Origin of the sequence: Curtobacterium sp. BH-2-1-1 (assembly GCF_001806325.1) — a bacterium.
Taxonomy (GTDB): domain Bacteria; phylum Actinomycetota; class Actinomycetes; order Actinomycetales; family Microbacteriaceae; genus Curtobacterium.
The window spans coordinates 3,713,922-3,732,563 of record NZ_CP017580.1 but is presented as its reverse complement, the minus strand read 5'-3'; the positions used below and the strand labels follow the sequence as shown (position 1 = coordinate 3,732,563).

Annotated in this window: 18 protein-coding genes; 10 read left to right on the top strand and 8 right to left on the bottom strand. The window is 72.4% G+C overall.

Going from position 1 to position 18,642, the window contains the following annotated elements; all coding sequences use genetic code 11:
* The first annotated feature begins 98 nt into the window (after positions 1 to 98).
* A complete protein-coding gene (gene lnt, locus BJK06_RS17770; protein ID WP_070419598.1) occupies positions 99 to 1,658 on the top strand; it encodes an apolipoprotein N-acyltransferase in 1,560 nt (519 codons plus the stop codon).
* Between the two features lie 110 nt (positions 1,659 to 1,768).
* Positions 1,769 to 2,119 (top strand): RNA polymerase-binding protein RbpA, encoded by a 351-nt coding sequence (locus tag BJK06_RS17765; RefSeq protein ID WP_070419007.1) that lies wholly within the window; start codon positions 1,769 to 1,771, stop codon positions 2,117 to 2,119.
* Between the two features lie 60 nt (positions 2,120 to 2,179).
* On the opposite strand, the gene BJK06_RS17760 is transcribed toward BJK06_RS17765, so the two are convergent.
* Entirely contained in the window at positions 2,180 to 3,409 is a 1,230-nt protein-coding gene (locus tag BJK06_RS17760; protein WP_070419006.1) for an SPFH domain-containing protein, read from the bottom strand.
* Positions 3,406 to 3,879 carry an NfeD family protein gene (locus tag BJK06_RS17755; protein ID WP_254789583.1) on the bottom strand — a complete coding sequence of 158 codons (474 nt, stop codon included), beginning with the start codon at positions 3,877 to 3,879 and terminating at the stop codon, positions 3,406 to 3,408. Before BJK06_RS17755 ends, BJK06_RS17760 begins: the two co-directional genes overlap by 4 nt.
* A gap of 152 nt (positions 3,880 to 4,031) precedes the next feature.
* Between BJK06_RS17755 and BJK06_RS17750 the strand changes: the two genes are divergently transcribed.
* From BJK06_RS17750 to BJK06_RS18750, 5 genes are all read left to right on the top strand, one after another.
* On the top strand, positions 4,032 to 4,793 hold the full coding sequence (locus BJK06_RS17750; RefSeq protein ID WP_070419005.1) for an SDR family oxidoreductase: 762 nt from the start codon (positions 4,032 to 4,034) through the stop codon (positions 4,791 to 4,793).
* 10 nt (positions 4,794 to 4,803) lie between these two features.
* A complete protein-coding gene (locus BJK06_RS17745; protein WP_070419004.1) occupies positions 4,804 to 5,259 on the top strand; it encodes an NUDIX hydrolase in 456 nt (151 codons plus the stop codon).
* Between the two features lie 66 nt (positions 5,260 to 5,325).
* A complete protein-coding gene (locus BJK06_RS17740) occupies positions 5,326 to 7,692 on the top strand; it encodes an excinuclease ABC subunit UvrA (protein ID WP_070419003.1) in 2,367 nt (788 codons plus the stop codon).
* 138 nt (positions 7,693 to 7,830) lie between these two features.
* Positions 7,831 to 8,136, top strand: a complete 306-nt coding sequence (locus BJK06_RS17735) for a hypothetical protein (protein ID WP_070419002.1) — start codon at positions 7,831 to 7,833, stop codon at positions 8,134 to 8,136.
* A gap of 260 nt (positions 8,137 to 8,396) precedes the next feature.
* A complete protein-coding gene (locus tag BJK06_RS18750) occupies positions 8,397 to 8,558 on the top strand; it encodes a hypothetical protein (protein WP_156794908.1) in 162 nt (53 codons plus the stop codon).
* A 24-nt stretch (positions 8,559 to 8,582) separates the two neighbouring features.
* Here BJK06_RS18750 and BJK06_RS17730 read toward each other — a convergent pair whose 3' ends face one another.
* The gene (locus tag BJK06_RS17730; RefSeq protein ID WP_070419001.1) at positions 8,583 to 9,569 is read right to left on the bottom strand and encodes an ATP-grasp domain-containing protein; all 987 of its coding nucleotides are present in this window, start codon (positions 9,567 to 9,569) and stop codon (positions 8,583 to 8,585) included.
* Positions 9,562 to 10,692 carry an alanine racemase gene (gene alr, locus BJK06_RS17725; protein ID WP_070419000.1) on the bottom strand — a complete coding sequence of 377 codons (1,131 nt, stop codon included), beginning with the start codon at positions 10,690 to 10,692 and terminating at the stop codon, positions 9,562 to 9,564. The genes BJK06_RS17730 and alr overlap by 8 nt, the downstream gene beginning before the upstream one ends.
* 355 nt (positions 10,693 to 11,047) lie before the next feature.
* On the opposite strand from alr, the gene BJK06_RS17720 reads away from it, so the two are divergent.
* A complete protein-coding gene (locus BJK06_RS17720) occupies positions 11,048 to 11,641 on the top strand; it encodes a dihydrofolate reductase family protein (protein WP_070418999.1) in 594 nt (197 codons plus the stop codon).
* Positions 11,642 to 11,657: 16 nt separating this feature from the next.
* Here BJK06_RS17720 and BJK06_RS17715 read toward each other — a convergent pair whose 3' ends face one another.
* Complete coding sequence (locus tag BJK06_RS17715; protein ID WP_070418998.1) at positions 11,658 to 12,689, bottom strand: alcohol dehydrogenase catalytic domain-containing protein; 1,032 nt, start codon at positions 12,687 to 12,689, stop codon at positions 11,658 to 11,660.
* A gap of 231 nt (positions 12,690 to 12,920) precedes the next feature.
* Entirely contained in the window at positions 12,921 to 13,601 is a 681-nt protein-coding gene (locus BJK06_RS17710; protein WP_070418997.1) for an SDR family NAD(P)-dependent oxidoreductase, read from the bottom strand.
* A 102-nt stretch (positions 13,602 to 13,703) separates the two neighbouring features.
* Here BJK06_RS17710 and BJK06_RS17705 point away from each other — a divergent pair, with 102 nt between their 5' ends.
* Positions 13,704 to 14,537: a helix-turn-helix transcriptional regulator gene (locus tag BJK06_RS17705; RefSeq protein ID WP_070419596.1), complete on the top strand. Its 834-nt coding sequence runs from the start codon at positions 13,704 to 13,706 to the stop codon at positions 14,535 to 14,537.
* Here the strand turns inward: BJK06_RS17705 and helR are convergent.
* Positions 14,524 to 16,653 carry an RNA polymerase recycling motor ATPase HelR gene (gene helR / locus BJK06_RS17700; RefSeq protein WP_070418996.1) on the bottom strand — a complete coding sequence of 710 codons (2,130 nt, stop codon included), beginning with the start codon at positions 16,651 to 16,653 and terminating at the stop codon, positions 14,524 to 14,526. The genes BJK06_RS17705 and helR overlap by 14 nt on opposite strands.
* Before the next feature lie 98 nt (positions 16,654 to 16,751).
* Complete coding sequence (locus BJK06_RS17695) at positions 16,752 to 17,972, bottom strand: beta-ketoacyl synthase (RefSeq protein WP_070418995.1); 1,221 nt, start codon at positions 17,970 to 17,972, stop codon at positions 16,752 to 16,754.
* A 56-nt stretch (positions 17,973 to 18,028) separates the two neighbouring features.
* On the opposite strand from BJK06_RS17695, the gene BJK06_RS17690 reads away from it, so the two are divergent.
* Positions 18,029 to 18,622 carry a TetR/AcrR family transcriptional regulator C-terminal domain-containing protein gene (locus tag BJK06_RS17690; protein ID WP_070418994.1) on the top strand — a complete coding sequence of 198 codons (594 nt, stop codon included), beginning with the start codon at positions 18,029 to 18,031 and terminating at the stop codon, positions 18,620 to 18,622.
* Positions 18,623 to 18,642: the final 20 nt, after the last annotated feature.

Here is an 18,642-nt window from a genome sequence, read left to right as displayed (position 1 = left end):
GCCCGCAGGGCGCCGTCTCCACCGCGCCCATCGCCTCGGCTGCGCGCGCGTCCGGGGCCGCCGCGCGTGCGTCCGCGGCGGGGGGTCGCGGCTCCGCCGTGCGCCCTCCGGCGGGCCGCCGGTCCGACTTCGCCGCCCTGCCGCTCGCGCAGGCCTTCCCGCTCGCCGTCATCGGGGGCGTGCTGTTCGCACTCGCCTTCCCGTCGCCGGGCTGGTGGTTCCTCGCCTACCCGGCACTCGCGTGCATGATGCTCGCCGCGATGGGCCAGCGTGCCCGGCGCGCCGCCTGGCTCGGGTACGTCTCCGGCGCGGCCTTCTGGATCCCCGCGATCTCGTGGGCCGGCCGCTACCTCGGCCCGGTCCCGTGGTTCGCGCTCGCGCTGTTCGAAGCCGCGTTCTTCGCCCTCGGCAGCGTCGCGATCGCCCTCGCGTACCGCTGGGTGGCGCGTGTCGTGCCGTCCACCGCCGGACGCGTGTGGGGCCTCCCGGCCGTCGTCGCCGCGCTCTGGACCGGACGCGAGTGGTTCTCGGGGAGCTGGCCCTACGGCGGCTTCGCGTGGGGGCGGGTCGGTCTCTCGCAGTCGCAAGGCCCGTTCACGCACCTGGCTGCCTACGTGGGTGTGCTCGGGGTGACGTTCGTCGTCGTGTACTGCGTCGCGGTCGTCGTGTCGCTCGCCCTGGTCGTGCCCCGCGGTCCCGGCCGGGCAGCCGGGGCGCCCGTCCGCGTGGCGATGGCGGGACTGCTCGTCGCCGCCGTGCTCGCCGTGCCCGCGTGGCCGACCGCCACCGACGGCACGATCCGGATCGAGTCGGTGCAGGGCGACGGCCCCGCCGGGTACTTCGACCGGGCGGCGCCGGGTGCGGTGCTGAGCGCGCAGGTCGCGGCGACCGACGTCGAGGCGAAGGGGGTCGACCTCGTGGTCTGGCCCGAGGGCTCCGCCGAGTTCGATCCGCGCCAGCAGCCGGTGATCGCGTCGGCCCTCGACCAGGTCGTCGACTCCGTCGGGGCGCCGATCGTCGCCGGCGCCATCACGCAGACGTCCTCGGGGGTCCTGCACAACACCTCGTTCGTGTGGACGAAGGACGGCTGGCAGTCGTCCTACGACAAGAAGCGCCCGGTGCCCTTCGGCGAGTACGTCCCGGACCGCTGGTTCTTCTCGAAGCTCGCGCCGTCGCTCATCGGGCTGCTGCAGCGCGACTACACCCCGGGGACGAAGCCGAACGTGCTGTCGGTCGCCGGCGTCCGGGCGGGCATCGCGATCTGCTTCGACATCGTCGACGACGGACTCGCCACCGACATGGCGCGCGGGGGAGCGCAGGTCATCCTGGCGCAGACGAACAACGCTGACTTCGACGGCACCGACGAGAACCTGCAGCAGCTCGAGATCGCTCGGATGCGGGCGATCGAGACCGGTCGGTCGCTCGTGAACATCTCCACCGTCGGGGCGTCGCAGGTCATCGACCCGACCGGACGGACGATCGACCGGGTGCCGGCGTACACCGCGACCTCGATGATCACGGACGTGCCGCTCGGGACGACCACCACCCCGGCGACCCTCGCGTCCGGATCGATCGCGCTCCTGCTCTCGCTCGGCGGGCTCCTCACGCTGCTCGCCTGCGCGCCCTGGGGCCGCCGCGGCACTGCTCGCCGCGCCTGAGCGCCCCGGGCTCGGTCCCGCACTGGGAGAGGACTGTGAATGCGCCGGTCCGGGAGTGCAGGCGCGTGGGACAGTGTTGTGGAGGGCAGACGAGCGAGAGGAGCACACACATGGCTGATCGGAGTCTCCGCGGCATGCGGCTCGGGAGTCAGAGTCTCCAGAGCGAAGAGGGCGTCGAGCTCTCGGACCGCAAGCGTGCGGTCTACCAGACAGAATCGGGGGAGACGTTCGACATCGTCTTCTCGGCGGATGCAGACGTCCCCCAGACGTGGTCGGAGCCCCGCTCCGGTCGCGAAGGACGACTCCTCGGTGACGACGGCATCCCCGTCGAGGTCGCCGAAGAGGACGTCAAGGCCCCCAGGACCCACTGGGACATGCTGCTCGAGCGACGCTCGCGTGAAGAGCTCGAGGAGCTCCTGCAGGAGCGACTGCAGTTCCTGCGCGCACGACGCGGCGCCTGACCCGCACACGACGACGCCCGCCCCGGTCTCCCGGGGCGGGCGTCGTCGTCGTGGTGGCGGTCAGCGGCGGCCGGAGCCGTCGCTCGTGCGGTGCCCGGAGGCGTCGGGGCCGGCGTCGGTCGCGCTCCCGTGGTGCTCGTCCTTCGCTGCGTCGCGGAGCTCGTCGGCCGCGGCCTCGTCCGACGCCGCGAGGTGCGCGTCGACGCTCTTGTTCGACTCGGCGAGACGCTGGTCGAGCTCGGACTCGGGGACGATGTCCGCCGCCGTGGCGTCGGGGCGGGGGACCGAGCCGGCCGCGGCATCGGCGGCCGCGCTGTTCGCCAAGCTCTCGTTCGCGAGCTTGGAGATCCGCGACAGGAAGTCGCCGCCGGCGCCGCCGCCGGCGATCGGTCCGCTGCCGGTGCGCCCGGCGGTGAAGCCCTTCGCGATGCCGGACAGTGCCTCGGTGAACTCGCTCGGGATCATCCAGAGCTTGTTCGCGGTGCCTTCGGCGATCTTCGGCAGGGTCTGCAGGTACTGGTACGACAGGAGCTTGTCGTCCGGGTCGCCGGTGTGGATGGCGTCGAACACCGTGGCGATCGCCTGCGCTTCACCCTCGGCGCGGAGGACCTGGGCCTTCGCATCACCCTCGGCCGCGAGGATGGCGGCCTGCCGTTGTCCCTCGGCCTCGAGGATCTGGGACTGCTTCGTCCCCTCGGCCTGCAGGATGGCGGCACGACGGCTACGCTCGGCACGCAGCTGCTGCTCCATGGCGTCCTGGATCGACACGGGCGGCTCGATCGCCTTGAGCTCGACGCGGCCGACGCGGATGCCCCACTTGCCGGTCGCCTCGTCGAGCACGACGCGGAGCTGGCCGTTGATGTTGTCGCGGCTGGTCAGGGCCTCTTCGAGGTTGAGGCCACCGACGACGTTGCGGAGCGTGGTGGTCGTGAGCTGCTCGACCGCGCCGAGGTAGTTGGCGATCTCGTAGGTGGCGGCGCGGGCGTCCGTGACCTGGAAGTAGACGACCGTGTCGATCGAGACCACCAGGTTGTCCTCGGTGATGACGGGCTGCGGCGGGAAGGACACGACCTGCTCGCGCATGTCGAGCAGCGGCCGGAGCCGGTCGATGAACGGCACCAGAAGGTTCAACCCTGGGTTGAGGGTCTTGTGGTACTTCCCGAGGCGTTCGACGATCCCCGCGGTCGCCTGCGGCACGATGCGGATCGCGCGGGACAGGACGACGATCACGAAGATGACGACGACGAGGATGAGGACGAGCAGTGCGATCGTCCCGGCTGAGATGGTCACGAGGTGGCCCTTTCTCCGAGGCGGACGACAGCCGTCGACCCCTCGATGGACTCGACGACCACGGGGGTCCCGAGCGGCGGTGTTCGGTCTGTGGCGTCGGCGGAGATGCGGGCGCTCCAGGTCTCGCCGTTGGCCAGGCGGACCTGGCCGGGGGCGGACGCGGTGAAGGCGACGGCGACCGTGCCCGGCAGCCCGATGAGTCCCTCGACGTTGGTGCGGTGCGGGTCGGCGTTCCGACCGAGTGCCGTCAGGAGCCGCGGCCGGACGACCGACAGCAACAGCAGGGCGACGCCCGCGGCGATGATGGCCGACAGCCACCACGGTGCGCCGAGGAGTGCGGCGACCAGCCCGCCGGCAGCACCGGCCGCGAGCATGATGAAGATGAAGTCGAGCGTGAATATCTCGACCACACCCAGCAGGAGCACCAGTCCGATCCAGATGACGGTCTGGATCCAATCGATCCCGTTCACGCGATCTCCCTCCCTCGGTCGCGCGCGGCTGCTCGCTGCGTCGCGACGGCCGGTCCAACTCCGTTCAACATATCAAGTCCGTGCTGTGCCCGCGCGGTGGTTGGTAGGCTCGTCGGCGGCCGACCCGCGAACCAGACCTGGAGAACACGACTGTGAGCAACCCCCTCGCCCCCGGATCCCTCGCCGACAAGCGCGCCCTCGTCACGGGTTCGTCCCGCGGCATCGGCGCCGACACCGTCGGGTACCTGGCCGAGGCCGGCGCCAAGGTCGTCGTGAACTACCGCAACAAGGCCAAGCGTGCCGAGCAGATCGCCGAGAAGATCGTCGCCGCGGGCGGGTCGGCACTCGCCGTCGGTGCGGACCTGACCGACCACGACTCCGTCCAGGCGATGGTCGACACCGTCGTGCAGGAGTGGGGCGGCGTCGACCTGCTCGTGCTCAACGCCTCCGGTGGCATGGAGTCCGGCCTGGGCGAGGACTACGCGCTGCGCCTGAACCGCGACGCGCAGGTGGACATGCTGCAGACCGCTGTGCCGCACATGCCCGCCGGATCGCGCGTCGTGTTCGTCACGAGCCACCAGGCCCACTTCGTCGAGAGCGCCGAGACGATGGACGAGTACGTCCCGGTCGCCAAGAGCAAGCGGGCCGGCGAGCTCGCCCTCCGCGAACTCGTCCCGCAGCTCGACGCGGCGGGCATCGAGTTCGTCGTCGTCTCCGGCGACATGATCGAGGGCACGATCACCGCCACGCTCCTCAACCGCCTCAACCCGGGCGCGATCGAGGGCCGCCGTGCCGAGGTCGGCAAGCTCTACAGCGTCTCCGAGTTCGCCGCCGAGATCGCCGCGGCCGCGATCGAGCCGATCCCCGCCGACCACACCAAGCTCGTCGGCGACGTCAGCGGCTTCGTCGGCTAACGTCGGACGGGTGACTGCGAAGCCCGGCCTGCGCCGCACCTCCCGGATCATCCTGCTCGACCCCGACGGTCGGGTGTTCCTGATGGACACCAACTCCCCGTCGTCGGACGGAGCGCACCGCTGGATCACGCCCGGCGGCGGTGTCGACCCCGGCGAGGACCACCGCGACGCCGCGATCCGCGAGCTGCGCGAGGAGACCGGCATCGTCATCGACGACCCGGGGGAGCCGGTGTGGTCGTGGGACTTCAGCGTCGAGTGGGACCTGGCCGACCACGACCGCGGCCACGCGGAGTTCTACGTCGTCCGGACGCCCGGCTTCACGCTGTCGGACGCCGAGTGGACCGACGACGAGCGCGTGGACATCCTGCGGTCCCGCTGGTGGACGGCCGACGAGCTCGACGCCACCGACGAGCCCTTCGAGCCCGCCGAGCTCCCGGGCCTCGTCCGCACCCACGCGCCGTCCTGACGCGCCGGCTCGTTCCGGTGCGGAACCGTCCTGTGGAACGTCACACGTCACCGCTACCCTGTGGGCATGGAACCGAGTGCCGAGCACGCCGCTGACACCCACGACCGCATCCGGGTGCGTGGTGCACGTGAGAACAACCTGCGCGACGTCGACGTCGAGCTCCCGAAGCGTCGCCTGACCGTCTTCACCGGCGTGTCGGGGTCGGGCAAGAGCTCATTGGTCTTCGCGACCATCGCGGCGGAGTCGCAGCGCATGATCAACGAGACGTACAGCGCGTTCCTGCAGGGGTTCATGCCGTCGCTCGCACGCCCCGACGTCGACGTGCTCGACGGCCTCACCACGGCGATCGTCGTCGACCAGGAACGCATCGGCGCCGATCCCCGCTCGACCGTGGGCACCGTGACGGACGCCAACGCCATGCTCCGCGTGCTGTTCAGCCGCCTCGGGACGCCCCACATCGGTGGCCCGAACGCGTTCTCCTTCAACCTCGCGACGGTCACGGCCGGTGGTGCCATCACCGTGCAGAAGGGCAAGGACGCCAAGGCGGAGAAGGTCTCGTTCTCACGGCTCGGCGGCATGTGCGCCGACTGCGAAGGCCGCGGCACGGTCACCGACATCGACCTCACGCAGCTGTTCGACGACACGAAGTCCCTGTCGGACGGGGCGATCACGATCCCCGGGTACGGCACGGACGGCTGGAACGTCCGGATGTTCGCCGAGTCCGGGTACTTCGACAAGGACACGCCGATCCGTGACTTCACGGACGCCGAACGCCAGGACTTCCTGTACCGCGAACCGACGAAGCAGAAGATCGCCGGCATCAACATGACGTACGAGGGGCTCGTCCCGCGCGTGCGGCGCTCGTTCTTGCAGAAGGACCGCGAAGCGATGCAGCCCCACATCCGGGCCTTCGTCGACCGCGCGGTCACCTTCACCACCTGTCCGGCCTGCGGTGGCACCCGGCTGAACGACGTCGCACGGTCGTCGACGATCGCCGGCAAGAGCATCGCGGACGTCTGCGCGATGCAGATCACCGACCTCGCCGCCTGGCTGCGGGGGATCGACGAACCGACCGTCGGGCCGCTGCTCGACGGCCTGCGGGACGCGGTCGACTCCTTCGTCGAGATCGGCCTCGGGTACCTCTCGCTCGACCGCCCCACGGGGACCCTGTCCGGGGGAGAGGGGCAGCGCGTCAAGATGGTGAAGCACCTCGGGTCGTCCTTGAGCGACGTCACCTACGTCTTCGACGAACCGAGCACCGGGTTGCACCCCCACGACATCGAGCGGATGAACGGGCTCCTGCTCCGCCTCCGCGACAAGGGCAACACGGTGCTCGTCGTCGAGCACAAGCCCGAGGTCATCGCGATCGCGGACCACGTCGTCGACCTCGGGCCGGGTGCGGGGACGAACGGCGGGGCGCTCTGCTACGAGGGGCCGGTCGACGGGCTCCGCACGAGCGACACGGTCACCGGTCGCCACCTCGACGACCGGGTGTCGGTGAAGGACGTCGTGCGCGAACGCACCGGCGTCCTCGAGATCCGGGGTGCGGACGCGCACAACCTGCAGGGTGTGGACGTCGACGTGCCGACCGGGGTGCTCACGGTCGTGACGGGTGTCGCCGGCTCCGGCAAGAGCACGCTCATCCACGGGTCGCTGTCACCGCGTGACGGTGTCGTCGCGATCGACCAGGGCGCGATCCGCGGCTCCCGGCGGAGCAACCCGGCGACGTACACGGGGCTGCTGGAGCCGATCCGCAAGGCCTTCGCGAAGGCCAACGGTGTGAAGCCCGCCCTGTTCAGCGCCAACTCCGAGGGTGCGTGCCCGGCGTGCAACGGCGCGGGGGTCATCTACACGGACCTCGGCATGATGGCCGGCATCGCGACCCCGTGCGCAGAGTGCGGCGGGAAGCGATTCGACCAGTCGGTGCTCGAGTACCGGCTCGGGGGGAAGGACATCAGTGAGGTCCTCGCGATGCCCGTGGCCGACGCCGCGGCGTTCTTCGCGACGGGGGAGTCGAGGATCCCCGCGGCGCACGCGATCCTCGCCCGGCTCGTCGACGTCGGACTCGGGTACCTGACGATCGGGCAGCCGCTGACGACCCTGTCCGGCGGCGAGCGGCAGCGGCTCAAGCTCGCGACGCACCTCGGCGACCCCGGCGGGGTGATCGTCCTCGACGAGCCGACGACCGGGCTGCACCTGGCGGACGTCCAACAGCTGCTCGGGCTGCTGGACGGCATGGTCGAGGCCGGGCGCACGGTCGTCGTGATCGAGCACCACCAGGCCGTGATGGCACATGCCGACTGGCTCATCGACCTCGGGCCCGGCGCCGGCCACGACGGCGGCCGCGTCGTGTTCGAGGGCACGCCGGCCGAGCTCGTCGCCGCTCGGTCGACGATCACGGGGGAGCACCTGGCGGCCTACGTCGGAGCCTGAGGCGGGGGACAGGTCCGGAAGGAGTGCCTGAACACCAGCTGGCCGAACGGTCTACCGTCCTGACTGACGCTCATGCTTGGGCCACCCCGCCCGCGGCTACCCGGTCGCATGACGAGCGTTCACGACGAAGGAGACCTCATGGCCGACCAGACCGGTGGACCGAACTACCCCGCAGCGAACACGCCCGGTGCAGCACCGGCCGGCACGGGTGGCGGACTCGCCATCGCGAGCCTCGTCCTCGGCATCATCGGTGTCGTCGGTGGCATCTTCCTGGCGATCATCGGTGTGATCGCCGGCATCATCGGGCTCGTCCTCGGCATCCTGGCTCGCCGACGCGCGTCCGGTCGGGGGATCGTCCTCGGCGGCATCATCCTGTCGGCCATCGCGATCGTCATCGGCATCGTCGGCTACATCCTCACCGCGGTCGTGCTGTCCCAGGCCTGAGTCCACATCGCCGCTGGCGTCTGACCGGGGATCACCGTCCCGAGTCGGCGCGCATCGGTACGCCAGCGAGGCGGGTCGGCAGCGATGCCGATCCGCCTCGCTGGCGTTCGGCGTCCGCGCGTCGCATCCCCGTCCCCTCGTCGCGACGCCACGGCGGACGGGAGGCGCGGGTCGGGCCCGCACCGTTCCTCCTGGACCACGCAACGCGTGTTCCGGACCGCCGGACGCGCGCCCAGGTCGGCCCGCGTAGCTTCCGCCACATGAGCTACAGCCAGCCTGACCCTGCCGAGGAGACCACCCACAGCGAGGAGCCGGAGCAGCCGGACACGGACCAGGAGAACCTCGAGGAGCAGGGCGGCGAACACGCCTCGCTCGAGATCGACGCGGACGACGTCCCGACGAGCGTCGATCCGCAGTCCTGATCGCACGGCGGCGCGGTTCACCGGTCAGACGGCCCGTTCCGCCGCCTGCACCAGGGCACGCACGAGCTCGACGTAGTCCAAGCCGACCGCCGCGAACATCCGGGGCACCTGCGACTGCTCGGTGAACCCCGGCGCGGTGTTCACCTCGTTCAGCACGACGCCGTCGTCGGTGAGGAAGAAGTCGAACCGCGCGACACCCGCGCACCCGAGCGTGTCGTAGAGGGTCCGGGCTGCGTGGTCGATCGCTGCCTCGTCGGAGGCAGTCAGTGCCGCCGGCACCGTGAACCGTGCGGTCCCGTCGTACTTCTCGGCGCGCCCGAACACGTCTCCGTCGGCGACGCCGATCTCCAGCGTCGCGCCGGTGCGGAGCGTCCCGGTGTCGTCGCGGAACACGGCGATGTCGACCTCGCGCCCGGTGACGAACGCCTCGGTGAGCACGTCGGCGCCTGCAGCGCGGGCATGTGCCACGGCAGCCGCGTACGCGTCGGGCGTCCGGACCACCGTCACGCCGTTGCTCGACCCACCGGTCGTCGGCTTCACGACGAAGGGCGGCCGCAGGGGCACGGGGCCGATCTCGTCTCCAGCGCGGATCAGCACACCCGGCGCCGTGCGGACGCCGACGGCTTCGGCCACGGTCTTCGTGACCCACTTGTCCATGCCGAGTGCGCCGGCGCGGACGGGGGAACCGACCACCGGCACGCCGATCATCGTGAGGAAGCCGGCGACCGCGCCGTCCTCACCGTGGACACCGTGGAGCACCGGGAACGCCGCGCGGCACGACGTCAGCACGGCGACGGCGTCCGCGGGGGACAGCGCGGTACCGTTTGTGTGCCGCCATCCGCCCGTCCGGTCGATCGTCAGGGGGACCGCGTCGAAGCCGAGGGCCCGGACGGCTCGCGTGACCGCGGCCGCGGATGCGAGCGAGACCTCGTGCTCGTCGTTCGCGCCGCCACCGACGACCGCGATCCGCGTCGGGGCCGTGGGGGTGTGGGAGTCGTGGCGATCAGGCAACGGTGGCCTCCGGGGTGGTGACGGTGCGGTGGACCCGGGCGGCGCGCGTGCCGATGCGGGTGACGATCTCGTGCTCGATGGTGTCGGCCCAGCCCGCCCAGTCGTGGACGGTCGGCTCGCCGTCGAGGCCGCGCCCGAAGAACGTGACGGTCTCGCCGAGCTCCAGCCGGTCGTCGCCGGTGTCCACGACGACCATGTCCATCGAGAACCGGCCGACGAGCGGTCGGCGGCGTCCGCGCACCTGTACCTCGGCCCGCTCGGACGCCGCACGGGGGAGTCCGTCGCCGTAGCCCAGGGGGAGCAGCGCCAGGGTGGTCCGACGGTCGACGACGTGGTCGAGGCCGTAGCCGACGCCGGCTCCGGGGCCGATCACCCGGGAACCGACGACCGGCGCCGTCAGTGAGAGCGTCGGCTGCAGGTCCGTCGAGGTCCGGGAGGGGTCGATCCCGAAGAGCCCCGCGCCGATGCGGTGCAGACCGTGGCGGCCGCCGACCCCGGTGACGGTCGCTGCCGTGGCGGCGAGGTGCGTGACGAAGCCGGACAGTCCGCGGCGCCGGGCGGTGCGGACCGCGTTGTCGAACAGCAGCCGTTCGCGCGTGTTCTGCGGGTCGTCGGGCTGGTCGGCGCAGGACATGTGGCCCATCACCCCGACGACCCGGACCGTGCCGAGCCGCTCGAGCTCGCGTGCGGCGGTGCACAGTGACGGCCACGATCCGGGGTCGGCACCGTCGCGGGCCATCCCGACGTCGACGTGCAGGTGGACCCGGGCACGGCGTCCGGTCCGGACTGCTGCACGGCTGACGGCACTGAGCAGGTCGGCGCTCGGGACGGCGATGTCGACGTCGGCGAGCAGCGCACCGTCGAAGTCGGCGTCGACCGGGTTGAGCCAGCTGAGCACCGGCGCGTCCGTCACGGTTGCCCGGACGGCGATCGCTTCGTCGATGGTGGTCACGCCGATCGACGTCGCCCCGGCGGCGAGGACCGACCGGGCGATCGCCCCGTGGCCGAACCCGTCGGCCTTGAGGACGGCCATGACGCCGCCGTCCGTCCGGTCGGCGAACACGGCGGTGTTCGCGCGGACGGCGTCGTCGTGGACGACGAGCTGTGGGCGCGACGGTGTCATGCCTGCCTCCTGGAGATCGCTGCCGAACTGATATGCATGATATCGATGGTCACGGACACTACGGAGGAAGTCATCGGTCCTGGGGATGACGTCGCGCGCCGCGCGACCCAAGCCGTCGATGCCGCGCGGATGACGGCCGTCGCTGCTGCACGAGGGACGGGAGGCGCGGCTGGCGTGAGCGGACCGGCTGCGGTGATCCGCGCCTCCTGGCCCCACTCGCCGCGCGCCGATAATGCATATTATGTCAACTCAGATCCATCCGGCCGCGCTGCGGCCGCGCTCTGGTGGTCGACGCCACTGCCCTCTAGCATCGCCGTCACGAGCGCCGAGCGGTGCTCGGAAGCGGCGGTGTCCGATGCGGAAGCTCGTCCTCAAGATGTCGATGTCCCTCGACGGTTTCGTCGCAGGTGCACGTGCGGAGTCCGACTGGATGTTCCGCGCCGCGAGTCCGGACTCGGCCGCGTGGGTGCTCGACACCGTGTCCGGCGCCGGTGTGCACGCGTTCGGTCGTCGGACGTTCGAGTCCATCGCCGCCTTCTGGGCGAACGCGACGACACCCGTCGCCGGTGCGATGAACACCGTCCCGAAGGTCGTCTTCACCCGCCAGGCCGGGTTCGATCCCGCCACGGTCGACACGGGTGGGGCCGGCTCCCCCGCGGCGGCGACCTGGACCGGTGCCCGGGTGGCGCACGGCGACCTCGTGGCCGAGGTCGACCGGCTGCGGGCCGAGGGCGGCGCTGACGTCCTCGCACAGGGCGGGACGGACTTCTGCCGGAGCCTGGTGGCTGCGGGCCTCGTCGACGAGTACCGCCTGGTGGTCCTGCCGGTGGTGGTCGGGACGGGTGACGGGATCTTCTCGGGGCTGCAGGACGAACTCGACCTGACGCTGATCAGCTCGACGGTGTTCGACGGCGGCGCGAAGGCGGACGTGTACCGACCGAAGCGCTGAGCGCGGTCGCCGGCGCTCAGAACACCGCGACCGTCATGCCCGCGGAGGTCGCCGGCCGGTCCATCGCGAGGATCGCCTCGGGCAGCTCGTCGAACCCGATCGTCCGACCGATCGACTCCGACGGGCGGAGGCGACCCGCGACGACGTCGTCGAGCATCGCCGCGTACTCCCCCACCGAGATCCCGTGACTGCCGAGCAGCTCGAGCTCGTCGCCGATGACGCGGCCCATCGGGATCGACGGCACGGCCTCGTCGTCGAGCAGCAGCCCGACCTGGACGTGCCGACCCCGAGGCCGGAGTGCGGCGACCGCGGCGACCGACGTGGCGCGGCTGCCGAAGGCGTCCACGGACACGTGGGCTCCGCCGCCCGTGACGGCTCGGACGGCCTCCCCGACCGCGTCGTCCATCGGCACCGCGACCGCACCGAGGGCTTCCGCACGTGCGAGCGCGGCGGGCGAGACGTCCACCGCGACGACCTTCGCTCCGGCGGCGACCGCGACGATGACGGTCGACAGTCCGACTCCCCCGCAGCCCAAGACGGCGACCCACTCGCCGGCGGCCACCCGTCCCCGGGCGTGCAGTGCGTGGTACGCGGTCCCGAAGCGGCATCCGAGTCCGGTGGCCTCGGCGAACCCGACGGCGTCCGGCAGCGCGACGAGGTTGACGTCCGCGTGCGGGACCACCACGGCCTCGGCGTACGAACCGGGCAGCGTGAAGCCGGGCTGCTGCTGCCGGGTGCACACCTGCGTCGCACCGTCCAGGCACTGCTCGCACTCGCCGCACGCGAAGACGAACGGCGCGGTGACCCGGTTCCCCACGGCGAACCCGCGGACGTCGGGCCCGACGGACGACACCACCCCGGCGAACTCGTGCCCGGGGACGTGCGGCAGGCGCACCGAGTCGTCGTGCCCCTTCCACGCGTGCCAGTCGCTCCGGCAGACCCCGGTCGCGGCGACCCGGACGACCACCCCGTCGATCGGGGCGACCGGGTCCGGGACCTCGACGACCGCGGGGACGGAACCGAACTCGTCGTACTGGACTGCGCGCATCCGGTCATCCTGACAGACGGGAACGCGCTGGCGGGCGCTCTGCGACCCGGCCACGGGACAGGGCGAGCTCGTCCGTCGGACGCGAGCCGTGCCTCCAGGCCGTCTCGCCCGCGGTGGGGACGCACTTGGTGAGCAGAAGGTGTCGGGTCCATCCGTCCGACCCGACATCTTCTGCTCACGAAGCGGCCGCGGCGCCCCGCGGGGCGCGCCCCGCCCGCCCCCCCCCCCCGCTCAGTACGCGACGCGCCCGTCGCGGTCGTGGAACTCCCCCGTGGGGCCGTCCGCGCCGAGCGTCGCCAGCGCCACCGTGGCGTCCGTCCCCTCGGTCACGGTCTGGTGCCCGCCGAACCCGTTGAACTCCGTCGCCGTGTACCCGGGGTCGCTCGCGTTCACCCGGAACCCGGGCAGGTTCTTCGCGTACTGCACGGTCAGGGCGATGAGCGCCGCCTTCGACGCCGCGTACGGCACCGCCGGCACCGGGTACTCGTCCCGCCCCGGAGTCGTCAGCCACCGTGGGAAGCCCACACCCGAGGCCACGTTCACGATGACCGGGTTCGCCGACTCCCGCAGCAGCGGCAGCGCCGCCTGCGTCACGCGCACGACGCCGGTCACGTTCGTGTCGAGCACGGCTCCGATCGCAGCGGCGTCGAGGTCGTCGACCCCGAACGACGTCCCGAGGATGCCCGCGTTGTTCACGAGCACGTCGAGTCCGGGCAGTCCGGCGACCGCGCGCTCGACCGAGGACTGGTCGGTGACGTCCAGCTGGACGACGTGTGCGCCGAGGGCACGCGCCTCGTCCCCCGTGGCCGGATCGCGCATGCCGGCGTACACGGTGTGCCCGGCCTCGACGAGGCGACGGACGGTCTCGAGCCCGAGACTGCGGTTGGCTCCGGTGATGAGTGTCGTTGTCATGCGCCAAGCCTCCGCCCCCGTGGCCGGGTCCCCCAGGCACCGCTCGACAGTGGGACCACCAGTACCAGGCAGGCCAGGAGGCGCGGGTCGAGGATGGTGGGCATGAGCGAGTTCGCGAGTGTGCTGCGTTCCTGGCGCGACCGGGTCCGTCCCGAAGCGGTCGGCCTGCCGGCCGGGCCCGGTCGACGGACGCCGGGCCTCCGTCGCGAGGAGCTCGCTGCGCTCGCCGGGGTGAGCGTCGACTACGTCGTCCGCCTCGAGCAGGGACGCGCGACGAACCCGTCGCCGCAGTTGCTCGGCGCACTCGCCACCGCGCTCCGTCTCTCCGAGGAGGAACGCGACCACCTCTGCCGCGTCGCAGGGTCCGCGCCGCCGTCGCGCCGGGTCGTCCCCCGGCACGTCACCCCGGGCGTGCAGCGCATCGTCGACCGCCTCGGCGACGTCCCCCTCGCCGTGTTCACCGCCGCGCACGACATCGTCCTGTGGAACGACCTCTGGGCAGCGCTCACCGGTGACCCCTCCCGGTACACCGGCATCGACCGGAACCTCGTGTGGCGACACTTCATGCACGGCCACGACGAGGTCGAGTGGGACGAGGAGCACCAGGAGGAGTTCTCCAGCGACTTCGCCGCCGACCTCCGCGCCGCCGTCGGACGGTACCCCGCCGACCGGGACCTCGCCGAGCTGGTGGCACGCCTCCGTCGCGAGTCCCCCGAGTTCGAGCGCCGCTGGGACACCGGACGCGTCGCCGAGCACCGGGCGAGCCGCAAGCGCGTGCACTCCCCCGTCGGCCCGATCGAGATCGACTGCGACGTCCTGAGCGTGCCGGGCGGGGACCTCCGCATCGTCGTCTACACGGCCGTCCCCGGCACCGAGGACGCCGCCAAGCTCGACCTCCTGCGCGTCACCGGCCTGCAGGAACTCACGCCGAGCTGAGCACGACCAGTCGTTGGGTCGCCCGGGTCATCGCCACGTAGCGGTCGACCGGGCGCCACCGCTCCGGGTCCACCAGGACGACGAGGTCGAACTCGAGACCCTTCGTCGCCTCCGGGGAGAGGGAACGGATCCGGTCCGTCCCCGCGTACCCGGCGTCGCCGACCACGCACGCGATCCCGTCGGCGCTCGCCGCGGCCCACGTGTCCAGGACCACGTCCCGCTCGTCGGCGGACCCGTACTGCACCGGCACGCCGGAGTCGCGGATCGAGGTCGGCACGTTCGCGTCCGGCACGGCTGCGCGGATGATCGGTTCCGCGACCGCCATCACCTCGGACGGCGTGCGGTAGTTGATCCGGAGACGCGCGGTCCGCACGTCCCGGAGCCCGATCCGGGCGAGCCGGTCCTCCCACGACTCGGCGAACGGCTCCCGCGCCTGGGTCCGGTCCCCCACGACCGTGAGGCTCCGGCTCGGGCAGCGCCGCAACAGCATCAGCCACTCCGCGTCCGTCAGCTCCTGGGCCTCGTCGACGACGACGTGCGCGAACGGTCCCGCCAGGGCATCGGCGTCCGGTGCCGCCGTCACCGCGTCGTCGTCGAGGCTGTTCCGCGCGTCCGCTCCGCGCAGCAAGCTCATGAGCTGCAGCTCGGAGTCGTCGTTCGCGACGAGGTCCTCGATCACCCGGTCCATCCGCTCGCGTTCGGCGGCCCTGGCGGCCGCAGCACGACGCTCCCGGTCGGGAGCGGCCGGGTCACCGATGCGCCGACGGGCGGCGTCGAGCACGGGCAGGTCGGACCGGGTCCACGCGCGGGCGTCCGGGCGGTGCAGGCGTGCGCGGTCGGCTGCGGTGAGGTCGGGCGCGCACCGCGCCAGGTGGTCGGGCACCGCGAGCAGGTCCGCGACGACGCCGTCCGGGTCGAGCACGGGCCACGACCGGCGGAACGTGTCACGCAGGACGTCGCTGTCGTCCACGGAGGCGCGGATCGCCCTGGGTGGGGCCGCTCCCGCCAGGCGGTTGGTCACGATCTCGAGCAGCGCCTCCCAGACGTCGGAGCGTGCGGCGTTGTGCGGGTCGCCCGGGTCCGCCGCGTCGAACGCGTCGGCCCAGTCGTCGGGCGTGATCGGCACGTCCGCCCAGTCCGTCTCGACGACGACCGTCCGCTCCGGCGGCTGCTCGTACCCGCGGACCGCACGCTCGACCGCCCGGGTCAGCGCCGTACCCGCCTTGATCGCCGCGACGTCCGCATCGGCCTCGTCGGGGACGTCGGCGCCCTCGGGCACCAGGTCCGTCACGGTCGCGAGGTGCACCCCGTCCTCGCCCAGCGCCGGCAGCACGTCCCCGACGTAGTCGAGGTGCCCGTGCGTCGGCCCGACGAACAGCACACCCCCGTGCCGCGGTGACACGCGCGGGTCGGCGTACAGCAGGTACGCCGCCCGGTGCAGCGCGACGACGGTCTTGCCGGTCCCCGGGCCGCCGTCCACCACGAGTGCTCCGGCCGAGTCTGCGCGGATCACGGCGTCCTGGTCGGACTGGATCGTCCCGAGCACGTCCCGCATCCGGGGGCTGCGGCTGGTGCCGAGACTCGCGACGAACGCCGACTGGTCGTCCAGGGCCGCGGTGTGCAGCAGGCCCTCGTCGGTGAATGCCTCGTCCCAGTAGTCCACGATCCGACCGTGCTGCCAGCGGTAGCGTCGCCGGCTCACCAGGCCACGAGGATCGCCGTGCGACGCCGCGAAGAACGGTTCCGCGGTCGCGGAACGCCAGTCGACCAGCAGCCGCTCGAGGTCCGCGTCGGTGAGCCCCGAGCGGCCGACGTAGACCGGCTCTGGGCGGTCGGCGAACACCATCCTCCCGATGCACAGGTCGAGGCCGTACCGCCGGAGTGCCGTGAGCTCGCGGGTGACGCGGCGCACCTCGGCATCGCGCTCCACCGTGTACTCCCCGCCGCCCGCTCGGGTCCGGCGGAGCTCGTCGAGGCGTCGGGCGAGCGTCGTGGTCGAGGCGTCGAGGGTGGCGGCGATCGCGGCGAAGTGCCGCTCGTCGTCGGCGATCAGGGCCGGATCGGCCTTGTCGGCGAGGCGTTCGGGGAGGTCGAAGACGGGGTACGGCGTTGACACGAGGGCCGATTGTGGGGCACGACGGGGGTCTTGCGGCAAGCCCCTGGTCCGGCCGTATCCTGGTCATGGCGCGAGGGGTCCGCCGTCTCGCGGCCGGGTCACGCCGCGGTGAACACCAGCGATGCGTTCTGCCCACCGAAGCCGAACGAGTTGTTCAGCGCCGTCCGGATCGGCACCTCCCGCGCGGCCCCGGCGACCACGTCCAGCTCGACCGCCGGGTCGAGGTGCTCCAGGTTCAGCGTCGCCGGCACGAGCCCGGTCTCGATCGCCCGCACGGCGAGGATCGACTCGACCGCCCCGGCTGCCCCGAACATGTGCCCGATGGCCCCCTTCGGCGCGGTCACGACCGCCCCGGTGCCGACGGCGCGAGCGATCGCAGCGGCTTCGCCGACGTCCCCGACGGGCGTGCTGGTCGCGTGCGCGTTGACGTGGTCGATGTCGTCGCCCGTCAACCCGGCCATCCGGATCGCCGCGGTCATCGCCCGCTCCTGCTCGGACCCGTCCGCCAGGGGCGCGGTGATGTGGAAGGCGTCCGAGGTGATGCCCCATCCGGCGAGGGTCCCGTGCGAGCGCTGGGTGCGGGCAGCGGCGTGGTCGGCCCGCTCGAGCACGACGAACCCGGCACCCTCGCCGAGCACGAACCCGCGGCGCGATGCGTCGAAGGGGCGGGAGAGCGTGGTCGGGTCGTCGTCGCCGGGCTTCGCGAGGGCCTGCGACTGCGCGAAGGACGCCATGGTCACCGGCGTCACGGCCGCCTCGGTCCCACCGGCGATGACGACGTCGGCCTCCCCCGTGGCGATCAGCCGTGCGGCCGTCGCGATCGCCTCGGCCCCGGAGGCGCAGGCGGACACGGTCGTGTACGCCCCGGCCCGTGCACCGAACGCGATGCTGATCTGCGCCGCGGCGGCGTTGGCCATGAGCATCGGGACGGTGCGGGGAGACACGCGACGGGCGCCAGCGGTGCCGAGCACGTCGTGGGCGTCGAGAAGCGTCTCCACTCCCCCGATCCCGGTGCCGACGACGACGGCGAGCCGGTCCCCCTCGACCGTCGGGGCGCCGGCGTCCGCCCAGGCCTCCTCTGCCGCGACGAGCGCGAGCTGCTGGCTGCGGTCGAGCCGGTTCGCCCGGACCCGCCCGAGTGCTCCGTCCGCGTCGAGTGCGGCGGCTGCGCCGACCCGGATCGGGACCTGGTCCCAGTGCGTGCCGGTCCGGTCGAGGTCGTGCACGCCGGAGCGGCCGGCGACCAGGGCGTCCCAGAGTGTGTCGACGCCGTGGCCGAACGGCGACACCGCTCCGTAGCCGGTGATGGAGATGTGCACGGGAGGCTCCTTCTTGTACGTTGAACAAGTTGAGTTGTACCACGTACAATTCCGGCATGGCAACCACGAGCGACGCCCCGGGCACCCCGCGCGGGGCAGCGACCCGGGCGCGGATCCTCGCCGCGACCGCCGGACTGCTCAGCGGTACCGGCGGCCCGACCGAGCACCGGACGGTGACCGTGAGCGAGATCGCCCGGGCGGCGGGCGTGTACCCGAACCAGATCACGCACCACTACGGATCGAAGGACCGACTGGTGCTCGACGCCGCGTTCGCGCTGTTCCTGCGCGACACGACCCGGTTGCAGGCAGCCGGACGCCACGCCACGAGCGCGGAGGCGTTCCGGCAGGTCCTCGCCCGCACCGCCCTCGCGATGCCGTCGACGCCGCTCGTCGTGCGGGCGCTCGCGAGCACGGGCGACGATGCCGCGCAACGCGAGCGGGTGCGGCTGCTCCTGCAGGTGCTGTTCCGGCAGTCGGAGCGCTACCTCGAGCGGGTCGTCACCGAACACTGCTGGACGAGCCGGAGCGGCGTAGGACGCGACGCGCGGACGTTCTGGAGCGCGGTGTTCGGCGCCACGCTGCTCGCCGACGCCGGGGTCACCGGCGGACCGTCCGACCTCGACCTCGCCGGCACCGTCTCGATCACCTGACCCGCAGGAGGCGCAGCGCC

Excerpts from the sequence above, each read along its gene's own strand:
- BJK06_RS17715 (WP_070418998.1), bottom strand. The coding sequence starts at position 12,689 with ATGCGCGCAGTCCAGTACGACGAGTTCGGTTCCGTCCCCGCGGTCGTC.
- alr (WP_070419000.1), bottom strand. The coding sequence starts at position 10,692 with ATGACACCGTCGCGCCCACAGCTCGTCGTCCACGACGACGCCGTCCGC.
- BJK06_RS17765 (WP_070419007.1), top strand. The coding sequence starts at position 1,769 with ATGGCTGATCGGAGTCTCCGCGGCATGCGGCTCGGGAGTCAGAGTCTC.
- BJK06_RS17710 (WP_070418997.1), bottom strand. The coding sequence starts at position 13,601 with ATGACAACGACACTCATCACCGGAGCCAACCGCAGTCTCGGGCTCGAG.
- BJK06_RS17720 (WP_070418999.1), top strand. The coding sequence starts at position 11,048 with ATGCGGAAGCTCGTCCTCAAGATGTCGATGTCCCTCGACGGTTTCGTC.
- BJK06_RS17690 (WP_070418994.1), top strand. The coding sequence starts at position 18,029 with ATGGCAACCACGAGCGACGCCCCGGGCACCCCGCGCGGGGCAGCGACC.
- BJK06_RS17735 (WP_070419002.1), top strand. The coding sequence starts at position 7,831 with ATGGCCGACCAGACCGGTGGACCGAACTACCCCGCAGCGAACACGCCC.
- BJK06_RS18750 (WP_156794908.1), top strand. The coding sequence starts at position 8,397 with ATGAGCTACAGCCAGCCTGACCCTGCCGAGGAGACCACCCACAGCGAG.
- BJK06_RS17705 (WP_070419596.1), top strand. The coding sequence starts at position 13,704 with ATGAGCGAGTTCGCGAGTGTGCTGCGTTCCTGGCGCGACCGGGTCCGT.
- BJK06_RS17740 (WP_070419003.1), top strand. The coding sequence starts at position 5,326 with ATGGAACCGAGTGCCGAGCACGCCGCTGACACCCACGACCGCATCCGG.